Origin of the sequence: Serratia sp. JSRIV006 (assembly GCF_019968685.1) — a bacterium.
Lineage (GTDB): Bacteria > Pseudomonadota > Gammaproteobacteria > Enterobacterales > Enterobacteriaceae > Chania > Chania fonticola_B.
The window spans coordinates 1,576,032-1,590,907 of record NZ_CP074137.1 but is presented as its reverse complement, the minus strand read 5'-3'; the positions used below and the strand labels follow the sequence as shown (position 1 = coordinate 1,590,907).

Here is a 14,876-nt window from a genome sequence, read left to right as displayed (position 1 = left end):
TAGCAGAAGCGCAATGAGAAAAGCCCGTAAAGCGCTGCGGGCTGGCTGGAGATCGACAACTAAATTGACAGTTACGGCGCAGGCCCACAGGCCAGTACGGGTAGTGATGGTAAAACAGCAAGCTTAAGCAGACCCTAGGGGGAAAAAAGCCCGGCTAGGAACCGGGCATAAAGTAACGAAATGCAGTGTTAGCCCAAACGGGCTAATAACTGGCTTATCATAACCCTCAATTGTGCAGAAAAAGTGGATCACTCTAAGCTCCCCCCCTCTCTTGAACAGCAAGTCACCTCGCTATCTAACCGCTGCCAGCCGGGGTAATACCTTGAGCACACTGGACGCGCAAAAAAAATCCCGCACAAGGCGGGATAAAATCAAAGGGATGGTAATACACTACAGGACTAACACAACATCATCGGGCTGGAATGACCTTACCAGCGCGAGTGTATAGAAATGTCATGCTTGGGTAAGGATGATGTGCCAGATGTAACGCCTGATAGAAGGCACTGACAAACTAGTAGTTTTACTCTGACAGAACATTAATTGTAACCAATGGCAACATGGTTTTTTATGGTGTGTGCAGCATACCAATCGCCGCTTAACGGGTAAATTGCAGACCTTGCATTACAAACCCCTTGGAAACGCCATTGCGTCAAGGTTTATTAATGAGCTATCCCTGCCGTAATAAAAACCAATCTGTAACAAGGCTATTTTTCTGTAAGAGCTCTCCCATGTCCTATTTTGCAAGTTAGTGCTATATTTTTTAGGCACACCCCCCCCTACTTCATGATGAGAAGTATATGAAAAAAAATCGTTTTGGCGTTGCCGCGGCCGCTTTGGCTGCGGGTATGTTGCTGGCGGGATGTACCTCCAAGGTTGCAGAAACTACGCAGTATTCCGGATTCCTGCAGGACTATAGCAAGCTGCAAAAAACGGAAACCGCCAGCGGGCATCAGGTATTGCGCTGGGTAGCTCCCGGTTTTAAAGAGTCTGACTATCGTGGCATCTATATTACCCCGTTGGTCTTCTACCCACCGGCAAAACCCACTGCTCGGGTGAGTCAGCAAACGCTGGATCAGATCAGAGAATACGCCAGCACCTCACTAAGAAACGCCGTTGCACAACGTACAACGCTATTGCCTACCCCATCAGGCTCACGCGTCCTGGTCGCTAAAGTCGCCATTACTGCGGTAACGGCTGAAAACGAAGGGGTGCAATTCTATGAAGTTGTTCCTATTGGAGCCGTCATTGCCACCACCATGGCCGCCAGCGGACACCGAACGCAAGACACCGCGTTATTCATGGAAATCAAACTGATCGATCAAGATACCGGTAAAACGGTCCTGGCCGTAGTCCGTAAAGGCTTGGGTAAAACGGTCAATAATGAAAATGCCCCAATCACCTTGGCCGACGTGAAGAAAGCCATTGATGATATGGTGACGGATATTGTGAACTTTCCGAAACTATAATTAGTGCTGCAAAAGAGGGGGAAATAGTTTTCCCCCTCTTTTCCCCAGCTCCCTCTTTCCCATTTAATATGTGAGCACCATCACATTCCCCCGTTATCGATAAACAAGCTGGGACAAATGTCCCGAGCAATATTCTAATATCAGAGCCAGCTTCCAGTTTTACGCCCTTTTTGACATTGCCGTCGGACCGGCGTCCTGTCCTTACCTGCCGAGGAACTTTATAGTTAACGCTATGCAGAACGACAAAAAAAACAGTGAATGGTTGAGCGTTGTCGAGCTGGTTACCGGTGATGCCATACTTTACGACCTGCTGAAATATTGCCCGTTGGCTATTTTACGCCGTTGGCAGTTGCAGCAAGTCAGGCCAGGTACGCTGATATGTCAACAACATGAAATTTGTCATGAATTTCACCTGATAGCGCAGGGTAATGTGGACGTATTTATTCACGCCGACGATGGGCGTAAATATTTACAGGCACGCTACCACGCCGGAGACATGCTGGGTGAGCTCGAGATCTTTGAGCAACGGCCGTATATCTGCTCGGTAGAAGCGACCAGTGAAGTGACGTTACTGACGCTTTCACGCAGCGATTTTTGCCACTGGCTGACGGTCGACAATTACTTCAACCAGAAAATCATTCAGTCGTTCAGCAGCCAGTACTATCAGCTGTCGAAAAAAGCGGGCGAAGACACTCTCTATTCATTGCACCAGCGCGTCTGCCATGCGCTGTGGCAAAGCTACCAACACCAGGGGGCCAAAAATGAAGGAGAAATCACCATTAATAAACAACAGCTCAGCGAACAGTTTGCCGTGGCCCCACGCAGTATCAACCGCATCCTGTTTGAACTGCGCGAGCAGCAAATTATTACGGTCAACGGTGAACGGATTGCAGTAATCGATCCAGTCCGGTTACACCAACAGGCCGAGTTTTAATTTTTGGCCTTAGTGCCAACCAGTATAAAACGCAGGTAAGTTCCATGACTCAACTACAACCGCATATCCGGCTTAGCCGGCAGATGACACACGCCCATTACGCGCTGTTACCGGGCGATCCACAACGCGTCGAACACGTTGCCCGCTTTCTGGATCAGGTGGAGGATTTTGGCCAAAATCGCGAATACCGGGCGCTGCGCGGTTGGTTTCGTGGTGTGGAAGTCCTGGTGATTTCCACCGGCATGGGTGGCCCTTCTACCGCCATCGCCGCCGAAGAGCTACATCAGATCGGCGTCGACTGCCTGGTGCGTATTGGCAGCTGCGGCGCGATGCAAAGTTCAATGAAGCTGGGCGATCTGGTGATTGCCAGCGCGGCAGTGCGCGATGAAGGCACCGGCAATGCCTATATCCCCGCAGCCTACCCGGCCAGTGCCGACTGCGGCCTGGTTTATCTGCTGCGCCAACAGGCACAAAAACTGGGATACAGTACGCACTGTGGCTATGTGCGTAGCCATGACAGTTTCTACACCGACCGCGAACAGGAGATCACCGATTTTTGGTCGGCCAAAGGTATTCTCGCCGCCGATATGGAAACCGCCCCGCTGATGGTCGTTGGCGCACTGCGTAATATGCGCATTGCCTCTATCCTGAACGTGGTGGTGGAATACCAGGGCTGCCTGGAACAGAGCATCAACGACTATCAACAGCAGGAGCATTCCTGCCAACGTGGCGAGGAACGCGAAATTGTGCTCGCGCTCGAAACGCTGTATCAGGATCATCTTGAGAGGACGCAATAATGGATTTTTTCAGCATCAATAACGTCATGGTCAACATTCCTCTGGGCGAAGGTGGCTATGCGCTGTCATGGATCGAAGCCATAGGTACGGTGTTTGGCCTGCTGTGCATCTGGTTTGCCAGCAAAGAGAAGATTATCAACTACCTGTTTGGTTTGATTAACGTCACGCTGTTTGCCGCTATCTTCTTCCAGATCCAGCTATACGCCAGCTTGCTGTTACAGGTGTTTTTCTTCGCCGCCAACCTGTACGGCTGGTATGCCTGGAGCCGTCAGAACGAAAATAATGAAGCCGCGCTGAAAATCCGCTGGTTGCCACGGCAAAAGGCTCTCACGCTGCTGGTGGTTTGCGTGGTGGCCATCGGCCTGATGTCGCTGTTTATCGATCCGGTATTCGCCGTGCTGACGCGCATTGCCATCGGCATTATGCAGGGAATGGGGCTTTCGGTGGTGATGCCTGAACTGCAACCAGACGCCTTCCCACTGTGGGATTCCACCATGCTGGTGCTGTCGATCGCCGCCATGGTGCTGATGACGCGCAAATACGTCGAGAACTGGCTGCTGTGGGTGCTGATTGACGTGATCAGCGTAGTGATTTACGCCATCCAGGGGGTTTATGCCATGTCGTTGGAGTATATTTTACTGACGGTGATTGCGCTGATGGGGTCGTTTGCCTGGATCAACAGTGCGCGCCAACATGGCTCAAAGCCGTTGCAACAAGAGACAGCACTCAAGGCAATGCCTTGAAAATGGGGGGTATCCCCCCCATGTAATCCGTGTTGTCTGCCATTTCGGTAGGTCTAGCGAAAGGAAATGAACATGTTAGAGAATTATTTTGGCTCTGGGATCGCTCCAACGGAAGAGCAAAAACGCAGATTACTGGCGGTGCAGGCAGCACTGGAACTGTTGAAGGCAACGCTGTCTGACACCAACGACGGCAACGGTGTCGAATACCAGCTGAAAACGGCAGAAAAGCACGTCAGCTCTCTGGCAGATGCCATCCAGGCTGCCGTAGAGAAGAAGTAACGTCCTTGCTTTGCTGGCCCCTGCACAATTCACGTTGTGCGGGGGTTTTTATTGGCTGCTCTCTTCAACAAAAACCTCTTGCCTCCTCCGCTGTTTTTATCCGCAATTCATATTTGTGCCAGCACTCACATATTTAACCAGGGAATTTTTGATTCCCATTCACAACCGTTCCCCTCTTCCTATAGTGTGAAAATCAATCACCAAGAGGGCGATAACTAAAAAATCAAACCTGGACTTTCTTATCAGCATTAAATCATGTGCGGCGTAGGTTGCTTATTGGTTCGCTATTATCTGTTTATTGTTAAATAACTTAAATTAATTACCTCAAGCACAAATCGTTAGAACGTTTAATGCTTCCAGTTCAGCTCATTATTTTTAAGTGAGTCGCTTTAGTTCGCCTCATATTAATAAAAAAAAGAAAAATGACTTACCTTACACAGGATCATAATAATGAAAACAATACCTCTGGCATTACTCCTTCCTGCCCTGCTAGCCACCAGCGCCGCCGAGGCAGTGACGGTCTATAACAGTAAAGGAACACAACTCGATATTTATGGCCGTATCGAGGCACAAACCGGCAATGAATGGACAGATGAACACACTAATGCCACCAACCTGACCGGCCGTCTTGGCTTTGAAGCCAAACAAAAGCTCGATGAGCAATTCGGCCTGTTTGGCAAGTTGGAATGGCAGGTTAACACTCAGAAGAACGATACCGAGGTCGCCGAAGATAACTGGGATATTCGTTATGGCTATATCGGGATTGACGGTAAGGATCTGGGGAAACTGATGGTTGGCCGTACGCGCAACCCGATGTACCAGTGGATGGGCATCACCGATCGTTACATGAACTACACGGCTAACGTTTACTCCAACTGGGTCGGCACGCGTATCGACTCCTCCTATCAATGGAACCGTCAGGACGGCACATTACAATATGAATATACCTATGCCGGGCTGGACGTTCGCACCGCCTACGTGATGGGTAACGGTGCAAGCGACAGCACCGTTGACGATGGTTATATGGCCAGCCTCGGCTACGCTTTTGAATTCCCGGTGATGGGTACGCCACTAAAAATCAAACCGGTGATTGCCTGGCAGAAAATGACCAAAGACCCCAAAAATACCAGCCTAAGCGGCAACTACACCGATTATACCCAAAAAGGGATTGGCATACGCCTCAGCTACGACAAGGCTTATCTTGGTATCAACGTTGGCCGACAAACCTACGAGCAAACCGGCAAGCCAGATAAAGATTATGATGCCTTCGACTCGCTGGCCGAATACTGGTTTACCAGCAAAGTCGCGCTACGTGGTGGCTACTCGCAGTTGATCGAGTCTGAAAATGATTATGCCCACCGCAAACAGTGGATCTCTGAACTGGAATATCGCCTGAAAAAAGATGTACATCTTTCTGCCACCTACATTTATGACGATCGGCAAAGCTACGATTCGGCAGAAAACCTGTGGGTACTTGGGTTACGTTACGAATTTTAATCACTGCGCAAGGATGGAAAACATGAACAATTTTCTCAGTTTATTCGCCGTGTTAGCGTTGAGCGCCAGCGTCAGCCACGCAGCCGCGCTGCCAAAAGAGAGCGGTAGTTTCGATTTTACCGTGCCACAAACCGGCAAGAAGATGGAGGTCTTCAGCTACCAGCCTCCTGGTGCCAATGCCAACACCCCAGTGGTATTTGTCCTGACCGGGCTGAACCGTAATGCCGATGAGTACCGCGACTCTTGGGTAGAAAATGCCAAGAAAAACAAACTTATCGTCATCGCCCCGCTGTTCTCCGAAGCCGATTATCCCGGTAACGACGGCTATAACCTGGGGAATATCGAGAATGCCAAAACCCACCAGGTCAACCCTAAAGGGGAATGGGCTTTCACGGTCATTGACGATCTGTTTGCCGATATGCAAAAACAGGGGATCACCAAACAACAAGACTATTATTTATTTGGTAACAGCGCTGGCTGCCAGTTTGTTCACCGGATGCTGACCTTTGTCCCTGAGGCGAATGTCAAAGCCGCCATTTGTGCGGCAGCCGGATGGTGGACCATGCCAGATGTGGAAAACCCCTGGCCCTATGGCCTGGACAATGCGCCGGTGAAAGTGACGCAAAAACAGCTGGCCGACTACTTTGCCAAACCCGTGCTGATCACCGTCGGTGAAAAAGATAACGATCCGTATCACCCTTTGCTGCGCCGCTCTTATGAAGCCATGGCACAGGGGGATAGCCGGTTAACCCGTGCACAAAGCTATTTCCTGACGGCACAGCAGAAAGCCAAACGCTATAAGGTCGACTTCAACTGGCGCTTTACGACCTTGCCCGACGTTGGGCATAGCGGCTCGAAGATGTCTGCCTATGGCGCAGAGCAATTTGCCTGGTTTGAACAGCATGGCGAGTTCAACGTACAACCGTAACTTGAGGAGAACGCGCTACTGCCAAAGCAAGCGGTAGCGCGGGTCAGAAGGGAATGAGAGATGACACACACTTCTGACAAGGGAATTTTTGATTCCCCTTTTTTCTCCCTTGGGTTTTGTTATTAATGAAGGAAGAAATGGCGTAGAGGGGAAAACTGACATGAACAGAGCGGAATTCACTCAACGTATTGCCAGCATTGATAATCTGACCGAAACGGATCGGCGTATCATCGACTATTTTGACAAACACTTTGAGTCCATCCCCTACAGCAAAGTGATCGATGTTTGCCATGAGATCAACATCGCCAAGTCAACCTTGGGGCGATTTATGATGAAGCTCGGCTTCACCGGCTTTCGTGACTTCAAAGAGTCCACCATCGAGCCAGAGCAGCGCAGAAACATCTCCCCCATAGAACGCTTCGACAACAGCAAAAACAGAAAAAACGGCATCGAATTCATAGAAAAACACTGCGGCGAGATCACCGATAATATCAACAATACGTTGAAAAACATCAATCGCCAGCATTTGGAGAAAACCATCGCGCTGATTTGCGATCCGGAAAAAAGGCTGTATGTGATTGGCAGCGCAACGGCACATGCCTTGGCCGAGTATTTTTATCTGCTTGGCCGCTATATCAAAAAAGACATTGTGCTACTGGATGCCAATATTGCCAATTTACCGCATAAGCTAATCGACTCGAGAAAAGGCGATGTGCTACTGGCGATTTCTTATTATCGTTTTTCCAGCGTGACGACAAAGTTGATAAAATGGTTTTATCAACATCGTGGCGATACCATCGTTATCACCGATAATGCCGTCAATCCGTTCAGCCACTTCGCCACGGCGATGTTGCTGATGGAGAGCCAGCATAGCGGGCTGTTCAGCAGCCGCAGCGCGGGCTTCGTATTAATCGAGGCGCTGGTCAATTATATGGGCGAAGTGAAAAGTAACGAATTAAACGAGAACTTCAACGTCATGGAGTCGTTATTCGAGGCATTTAACGTTTTCAATAAATAACACCAACACCAGGCAGTATTAATATTCACCAACCATCTTTATAGCCCTGTTGCTTCAGGGCTAAGCATTGACTTACCAGAATGCCATGTAGCAATCCATCTCTGGCGTTTATTTAATGAAAAGAGGCTTTATCATGAGCAGTGAAAACAGCGCAATCCCTGTTTGCCCTGAGCAGCAAATTCTACGTACCTCACAGGGGAATTTATCTTTCCGCGCCTGCGGTGAGGGCGAAACCCTGATCTTTTTACACGGTATTCTGGGCAGCTCAAAAGCCTGGCCATTCCAGTATGCCGCCTTTTCTCCCCGCTACCGCGTCATGGCTTGGGATGCACCGGGTTATGCCGACTCCGTGCTGGTTCCGGCCGAGATCGACGCTTTTGTGCAGATGCTGCATGAGTGGGTGCAACACTGCGGGGCAGAGAAAGTCTCCCTCGTCGGGCATTCAATGGGCGGCACCGTTGCCAGCCGCTACGCCGCACGCTATCCAGAGCGGGTAAAAAACCTGGTGTTGTCCTGCACCCATCCCGGCTATGGCGCGCCAGAGTCGGCCCCAAGTTCGGAAAAGCTGGAAAAACGGCTGAAAGAGCTCGCCGAAATCGGCCGCGAAGCCTACGGCAGAAACCGCGCCCGAGATCTGCTTCCCTTCCCAGATGTGCCCACAGCGGTGCTGGACTATGCGGCAGACATTGCGGCAGGCACCAATCTGGAAGGCCTGAGGCGTGCCACTCGCATGTTGCAACTCGCCGACAACCGCCCGCTACTGCCCCAGCTCAACATGCCAACGCTGATCCTCACCGGTGAAAAAGACGCCGTGGTGCAACCACAGCTCAAAGCCGATCTGCTGGCGCTGGTGCCCTACACCCAACATATCGAGATGCCCGGTATGGGCCATGCGCCTTATTTCCAGGCTCCGGATTATTACAACACGCTATTGCATGAGTTTTTTGCCAAACACTCATAAGGGGAAATGATGACTGGATTTATCATCGGGATGATCGTTACCGTATTGGCGGCCTGGTTTATTATCAAAAACTACCAGCCGCAAACCGTGTTACTGCTGGCGGGGCTGAGCCTGCTGCTGATCACGGCGGTGTTCTTTCCCGAGCAATCGATATTGTACGGCAAGGCCAAATCCATCGGCTGGGTTGGCGGGGATATTTTCGCGTTCGTGAAAGAGTCTTTGACCACCCAGGTGGCGGGCATCGGTTTGATCATTATGGCGGCGGGCGGTTTTGCCGACTATATGGATCACATCAAAGCGTCGAACTCGATGGTAAATCTGTGCATCAAACCCTTGCAGATGATCAAGGCTCCTTACCTGATCCTGGCGATCGGCTACATCTTATCCCAGTTGCTGCACGTGGCGATTTCCAGCGCGGCCGGTCTCGCGATGCTGCTGTTGGTCACCTTCTTCCCGGTGTTGGTGCGGCTTGGAGTCAGTAAAGCCGCCGCCGCCTCGATGATCGGCATGTCGGCGTTTATGGATCTCGGCCCGGCGGTGGGCACCGCCAACCTGGCAGCCAAACATGCCGGTATGGAAACCGCCGTCTACTTTGCTCACTACCAACTGCCGGTCGCCACCGGCGTGATGCTGGCGGTAGCGGTACTGATCTTCTTCACCGCACGCTACTTTGACGCCAAAGACGGGCATATCGTCACCCAACAGCAGGTGGAACAGCCAACCAGCGAAGACACAGCCAAGGTACCGGCATTCTACGCTTTCCTGCCGGTGTTCCCGGTGATACTGGTGATCGTCTTCAGCCCACTGGTGATCAGCAGCATCAAGATTGACGTGGTGACAGCGATGATTATCGGCACCCTGTTGGCATTTTTCTGCGAGTTGCTGGTACGGAGAGATTTCAAAACCGCCTGCAAAGGCATCCAGGTGTTCTTCAAAGGCATGGGCACCATGTTTACCAGCATCGTTTCCCTGCTGGTGTGTGCCGACGTTTTCGCCCAAGGCTTACAGATCATCGGGGCCGTTGACTTCATTATTCACACCGTTCAGGCCGCGGGCTTTGGCTTTGGCAATATGACGATCGTGATGGCCCTGCTGGTCTGCGTGACCGCGGCGCTGACCGGCTCCGGCGTGGCGGCGTTCTTCTCCTTCTCTGGGCTGGCTCCAGGCATTGCCGCCAAGTTTGGCGAAAGCGCCGTCAGCATGATCCTGCCAATGCAACTGATGGCCGGTATGGGAAGATCGATTTCCCCGGTGGCAGGGGTGATCATTGCCGTCAGCAAGGCCGGTGAATGCTCGCCGTTTATGATTGTCCGCCGTACGCTGATCCCCGCTGTAGGCGGGATGATCACCATGCTGGTGCTAAACGGCATCTTGAATTAACACCCTGTTAAAACTCGGGGCAGGGAACTCTCTGCCCTATCATCAAATCCTCGCCAACTGTCCATTTCCTGACCATAAACCTGGTCTTTTCTGAAATGTTTCACCGCCTCTATATCGCCTGGTTTTCCCTCTGTACACTGCCTGAAATTACCCCTCACCCCAACCCTCTCCCAGAGGGAGAGGGAGCTGTCTGGAGTCTGCGGTTAGCCCGCGCAGCTTCGGAAAGTTGGGTGTAAGAACAAGAAAGGCAAGGTATTACGTCAAGCAATCAACGAACTCGATCGGTCCCCTCGCCCTTTGGGAGAGGGTTAGGGTGAGGGGAACCAAAACACCAAACCAAAACGTCGAATTTAATAACAAGGAGTGTTGATATCATGTTCTCAAAGATCATGTTTATTCTGTTTGCCGCCACCGTGGTATTGGTGCTGATTAACTGGGAACGCCTGTGGGACTATATCCGCCCAATGGTGTGACTTATCGTAACCCTGCCCGTGACATAATTCACTGGGCTTTATCGATGGTGCAATTCCATTGCTGGTTCACCACGCTCTGATTAGCGACGATCTGTAATGACAGTGCAGCATCCTGAGTATGAGTGATGCTGTATTCAAGCACCACATCGTCCAGATTACTGGCGGTCCGCTCAACCCTGAACAAAGCCGAGCCTTGCTCGATGTTCAGCAAGCTGGCCAGTTTGGCATCGCAGATCACCGGTAAATAACGTTCCGTTGCCTTGGTTGGCGAATAACCGAACGTTTCCCGTAGCTGTTCATACAGCGGGCTGCTTCCGTCTACATGGCTCAGATCGTTATACACCCGTCCATTCAAGTGGGTGATCGAATGGCCCACCACTTTCTCCCCCTGCATGAACAGCCGCTCAAGGCGCATCAGTTGGTGGCCTAAATCCAGACGCATCCGCTCAGCCACTTCTTGATCGGCCATGGTCGATAGCAGGGAAAGGATCTCGACTTCAACCGGCACAGCCGAATTGAAGCTCAGCAGGACATCTGGCAGATCGGTGTAGTGTTTATGCAACGCATCACGATTGATGAAGGTCCCTTTGCCCTGCTCCCGATGCACCATACCAATACTGGCCAGCGAATCGATCGCTTGCTTGATGGTACCGCGGGCGACCTTAAACTCATCGGCAAGCAGTAACTCGCCGGGGAGTTTATCGTCATAGGTAAAGGTGATGATCCGTTGCAGGATAATGCCTTTTATCCTGAGATACAGTGGCAGTCCATCCGACTCAAACATACTGATGCTCCGCTCAGAGGTAGTGTATTTGGCTCCTGTAAGCGTCAAGTATATCCTGATTTATCTGCTGATTGCCGTCTATGTTTGCGCTTGCCAGGATCGGCGGCGTGCGCTGTTTCTGTAGCATCAGTTCACAAATCCGCAGTACCAGACTGTTAGCAATAGTCGCCCCCATAATGGTCGAGAGCGGTGCCGCCTTCTGGGCCATTCCCGGCAGGCTGACGGCGGCATCGCCATACTCGCAATGGTTATCAATGGTGATATCGGCGATGTCCGCCAGCAGCTTGCCGCTGGAGTGTCGGGATGTCACCCTGGCTGCGGTGGCCAAACTGGTGATGGCTATCACCTTCGCGCCCACCGCCAGAGCGGCCAGCGCGACATCTATGGTAATGGCATTACGGCCAGAAACTGAATGGATCAGCAGCGTATCTCCCGCTTGCAGCGGCGATTGCTCGATCAACACCCGCCCCAGACCCTCAACGTTTTCCACCGCGCTGGTCAGCGTCAATGGCCGGACGTTAAGCATCAGTGCAGGGGTGAATAAAGGATTAACGATAGCCAAGCCACCGGCCCGGTAGCTCATCTCCTCTGCCAGGATACCGGCGTGGCTGGCACCGAAAACGAACAGATCCCTCTCGGCCAGCACCGTGTCCGCCATCATCTGCGCCGCACGGTTTATCGTGTCGGGTTGCGATTCCAAAAGGGACAACTTCTGCCGGATTTGCTCATAATATTGGGTCAATGCGTTGCTCATCCCCTTCCCCCATAGCATCAGAATGTTAGCAGCCTGGTTAAAGCCGCGATCAGCGGTGCCAGCACAAACATATCGCTGTCACCGGCCCACAGAGCGGTGTCGGGAATGGTGTCGTTGATAAAATAACTGACACAGAAATATTGCCCCCAGGCCACGACGGTCGAGGTAATAAATCCGGCCAACAGCGCCCCTTTATAGCCGCCGGTGATATTGCCAAACACTCCTGCCGTACCCGCATGGAAGAAAATCACGATCATGCTGGGGATAAACACGTAGCCGGTATAGCGACCGATCAGGGTGAGCCACAACAGCGAGCCAATAAAGGCCCCGACGAAGCCTAACACCACCGCATTGGGGGCAAAGTTGAACAGGATGGGGCAATCAAGCGCAGGTTTGGCTCCGGGCACCAGGCGTGAACCGATGCCGTTAAACGCTGGCACCATTTCACCGATGAACATCCGCACACCGAGCAACACCACGGCAATGCCACCGGTAAACATCAGTGACTGTTTCAGCGCATAGATGTAGAAACTCAGGTCGCCAGACTGCGCCAGGATTTCAGCCGCTTTCGGCGTGCCTTTGATTTGCAGAATAAAGGTCCCGATAAAGAACAGCAGCGACATGGTCAATGCGGTCACCACGTTAGAATCCCGCAAAAAGCCGAGTTTTTTCGGTACCTTGATATCTTCAGAGCTGATTTTGTTGGCCGCGAAAATCTGGCCAAACAACGCCCCCAGCAAAGCGACGGAGGCGGAGGTGTGCCCCAATGCCACGTTGTCGTTGCCGGTGATCTTACGCACCCAGGGTTGCACCAGCGCTGGCTGCAACGTCCAGTAAAGCCCCATGATCACCGTCAGCATCAACGTCAGTTGCAGGCCGGAAATGGCAGGATTGCTGTTGACCATCACCCCGGCAAAAATCATGGTGGTCCAGAACATCATGTGGCCAGTCAGATAGATATATTTAAAGCGGGTCAGCCGAGCCAGCAGCAGGTTAAGCGCAAACCCGCCAGCAATGGCGATAGTTACGCTGCTGCCATAGCGTTCGGAGAAATGTACCTGGCCGATAATATTCGTCAGATTCATCGAACTCAGGCCAAACACTTCCGTCCAAATGGGCTGGAAGATGAGCAAGGCCGAGACGATAATCCCCGCCCCTGCCCCGATAATCAGAAACCCCAAAATGCCTTTCAAGGTACCAGAAACAATATCCGCCAGCGGTTTACCTTGTAACACCAAGCCCAGCAGCACAATCAGGCCGATTAAAATAGACGCTTCCCCAAAAATATTGACCGTGATCCAGCGCAATACCCCCAGAAATTCGCTCATGGCTATTCCCCCTGCTTAATAATGCCGGCCTGTTCCAGCGCCAGGGCGATCTCTTTGCTGTCGATGTAGTTATTGACGACCGCTACCGGGCAAGAGAGATGTTGCAGGTTATCCACCAACTCAGCATTAGTGATCACCAGATCGGCACTGGCCGAAGCCGCCGAAGAGACATCCATATGTTCCACCGAAGCCTGGATCCCATGCTGTTTTAATACCGCTTCCACGTTCATTTTTAATATCAGGCTCGATCCCATGCCTAAACCGCATACCGTCAGAATTTTCATTAGTATTCGCTCCGAGTTGAACCTTCAAAATCGCTACCCTGGGGATTTCAAGTGACAGTTGAACCGCGAGGAGAGTTACTCCGCGCTGGCTATCAGGTGATAAAGCTGCTCAGGGTTACAGGAATTCATTAAGGTATGCAGGTTATTTTCGTCTGCCAGCAAGGTGACGATATGCTGGATCAGGTGAATATGCCGATCGCTGCTGGTCGCTGACAGCCCCAGCAAAACCTGTACCGGATCGTTTTCTGTGTGGCCAAACGCTATCGGCTCACGCAGCCGTACCAAACTCAACTGCGCCTTAATCGCCCCTTGCTCTGGGCGAGCATGTGGCATGGCCAATCCAGGGGCAATCACAAAATAGGGGCCAAACTCCTGATAGCTGGCCACCATCGCTGCAACATATTCCGGGCTGCAAGCCCCCGATTGGCAAAGCGCCTGCCCCGCCGCCTGAATGGCGTCTGCGGCAGTACTGGCCGGGTTATCAATAAGTATTGCCTGGCGAACGATCATCATTGCCTCCTGCAGCTAAATGGTGACGGATGGACGCCAGAGTTGCCTGCAAAGAATGCTGTATTAACGCCTGCCCTTTGTCTTCGCTGGCGCAGCCAGGATCACCGAGTACCGCATAATCGGAAAACTCCGTCCAGTGCACTGGCTGATAGCGGAAATTCTCTGGGAATTCGGGATAGTGCGAACGTGCCAGCGTCATCTCGACGTGTTCGGGAGCCAATGCCAGCATCAACGAAGTTTCAATCTCGTCTGCATGCATATAGCCGGGATAGGCAACCGTAGAGGTTCTTAACCGCTGGGCACAACTGTCCATCCCGGCCCAGCTATAGCTGAGCAACGTGATGCCCTCCTCCTTCAACTGCCTGGCGGCAGCTTTGATAGCATCAAAATTGCCATAGTGCGCATTGATTACCGCGGTGGTGGTAATCGCGTAACCAGCCATATTGCGCGCCAGCGAAAGCAATAATTGCGTCAGCAGCTCGTTACCAATATCGATCGCCCCTGCGTGCCCACGCAGTGACCATACCTGGCTGTAGGACACCACCGGCAGGCTTAGCGCAGATTCACCCAGTTGCTCATCCAGCAAGGCGCAAAATCGCTCGGCCAATAAATTATCGGTATCCAACGGCAGGTGGTCGCCATGAGGCTCCACCGCACCCAGCGGCAGCAAGGCAATCTGCGCTTTAGCCAAAGCCTGCCTGGCCTGTTGCTCATTCAACTCATGCAGTTTCATGAAGCCT

General features: G+C 51.9%; 16 protein-coding genes. 10 read left to right on the top strand and 6 right to left on the bottom strand.

The genetic code is table 11. The features are described from left to right. Positions 1-797 precede the first annotated feature (797 nt). The 10 genes from KGP16_RS07320 to dcuC all read left to right on the top strand — a co-directional run bounded on the left by KGP16_RS07320 (position 798) and on the right by dcuC (position 10,003). Positions 798-1,466, top strand: coding sequence for a DUF3313 domain-containing protein (locus KGP16_RS07320; protein ID WP_021805342.1), 669 nt, complete (start codon positions 798-800; stop codon positions 1,464-1,466). A 232-nt stretch (positions 1,467-1,698) separates the two neighbouring features. Further along, positions 1,699-2,400 (top strand): Crp/Fnr family transcriptional regulator, encoded by a 702-nt coding sequence (locus KGP16_RS07315; protein WP_179248223.1) that lies wholly within the window; start codon positions 1,699-1,701, stop codon positions 2,398-2,400. Positions 2,401-2,444: 44 nt separating this feature from the next. Continuing rightward, positions 2,445-3,197: a nucleoside phosphorylase gene (locus KGP16_RS07310; protein ID WP_223501098.1), complete on the top strand. Its 753-nt coding sequence runs from the start codon at positions 2,445-2,447 to the stop codon at positions 3,195-3,197. Continuing rightward, entirely contained in the window at positions 3,197-3,940 is a 744-nt protein-coding gene (gene pnuC, locus KGP16_RS07305; RefSeq protein ID WP_059200125.1) for a nicotinamide riboside transporter PnuC, read from the top strand. The genes KGP16_RS07310 and pnuC overlap by 1 nt, the downstream gene beginning before the upstream one ends. Before the next feature lie 72 nt (positions 3,941-4,012). After that, positions 4,013-4,219 carry a hypothetical protein gene (locus tag KGP16_RS07300; RefSeq protein ID WP_021180021.1) on the top strand — a complete coding sequence of 69 codons (207 nt, stop codon included), beginning with the start codon at positions 4,013-4,015 and terminating at the stop codon, positions 4,217-4,219. Positions 4,220-4,669: 450 nt separating this feature from the next. Continuing rightward, positions 4,670-5,716, top strand: a complete 1,047-nt coding sequence (locus KGP16_RS07295; protein ID WP_179252154.1) for a porin — start codon at positions 4,670-4,672, stop codon at positions 5,714-5,716. Positions 5,717-5,738: 22 nt separating this feature from the next. Then, complete coding sequence (locus tag KGP16_RS07290) at positions 5,739-6,644, top strand: hypothetical protein (protein WP_223501097.1); 906 nt, start codon at positions 5,739-5,741, stop codon at positions 6,642-6,644. Between the two features lie 160 nt (positions 6,645-6,804). Next, complete coding sequence (locus KGP16_RS07285) at positions 6,805-7,662, top strand: MurR/RpiR family transcriptional regulator (protein WP_094983102.1); 858 nt, start codon at positions 6,805-6,807, stop codon at positions 7,660-7,662. Between the two features lie 133 nt (positions 7,663-7,795). Then, positions 7,796-8,623 carry an alpha/beta fold hydrolase gene (locus tag KGP16_RS07280; protein ID WP_223501096.1) on the top strand — a complete coding sequence of 276 codons (828 nt, stop codon included), beginning with the start codon at positions 7,796-7,798 and terminating at the stop codon, positions 8,621-8,623. Between the two features lie 9 nt (positions 8,624-8,632). Continuing rightward, positions 8,633-10,003: a C4-dicarboxylate transporter DcuC gene (dcuC, locus tag KGP16_RS07275; RefSeq protein ID WP_021805349.1), complete on the top strand. Its 1,371-nt coding sequence runs from the start codon at positions 8,633-8,635 to the stop codon at positions 10,001-10,003. A gap of 501 nt (positions 10,004-10,504) precedes the next feature. Here the strand turns inward: dcuC and KGP16_RS07270 are convergent. The 6 genes from KGP16_RS07270 to KGP16_RS07245 all read right to left on the bottom strand — a co-directional run bounded on the left by KGP16_RS07270 (position 10,505) and on the right by KGP16_RS07245 (position 14,869). Next, positions 10,505-11,260, bottom strand: coding sequence for a GntR family transcriptional regulator (locus KGP16_RS07270; RefSeq protein WP_179245179.1), 756 nt, complete (start codon positions 11,258-11,260; stop codon positions 10,505-10,507). A gap of 13 nt (positions 11,261-11,273) precedes the next feature. Next, the gene (locus KGP16_RS07265) at positions 11,274-12,014 is read right to left on the bottom strand and encodes a sugar isomerase domain-containing protein (RefSeq protein WP_223501095.1); all 741 of its coding nucleotides are present in this window, start codon (positions 12,012-12,014) and stop codon (positions 11,274-11,276) included. A gap of 17 nt (positions 12,015-12,031) precedes the next feature. Continuing rightward, positions 12,032-13,342 carry a PTS ascorbate transporter subunit IIC gene (locus tag KGP16_RS07260; protein ID WP_024484934.1) on the bottom strand — a complete coding sequence of 437 codons (1,311 nt, stop codon included), beginning with the start codon at positions 13,340-13,342 and terminating at the stop codon, positions 12,032-12,034. Positions 13,343-13,344: 2 nt separating this feature from the next. Continuing rightward, positions 13,345-13,626: a PTS sugar transporter subunit IIB gene (locus KGP16_RS07255; protein ID WP_024530788.1), complete on the bottom strand. Its 282-nt coding sequence runs from the start codon at positions 13,624-13,626 to the stop codon at positions 13,345-13,347. Positions 13,627-13,701: 75 nt separating this feature from the next. Beyond that, the gene (locus KGP16_RS07250; RefSeq protein WP_223501094.1) at positions 13,702-14,139 is read right to left on the bottom strand and encodes a PTS sugar transporter subunit IIA; all 438 of its coding nucleotides are present in this window, start codon (positions 14,137-14,139) and stop codon (positions 13,702-13,704) included. Beyond that, positions 14,108-14,869: a creatininase family protein gene (locus KGP16_RS07245; protein WP_223501093.1), complete on the bottom strand. Its 762-nt coding sequence runs from the start codon at positions 14,867-14,869 to the stop codon at positions 14,108-14,110. The genes KGP16_RS07250 and KGP16_RS07245 overlap by 32 nt, the downstream gene beginning before the upstream one ends. Between the last annotated feature and the right edge of the window lie 7 nt (positions 14,870-14,876).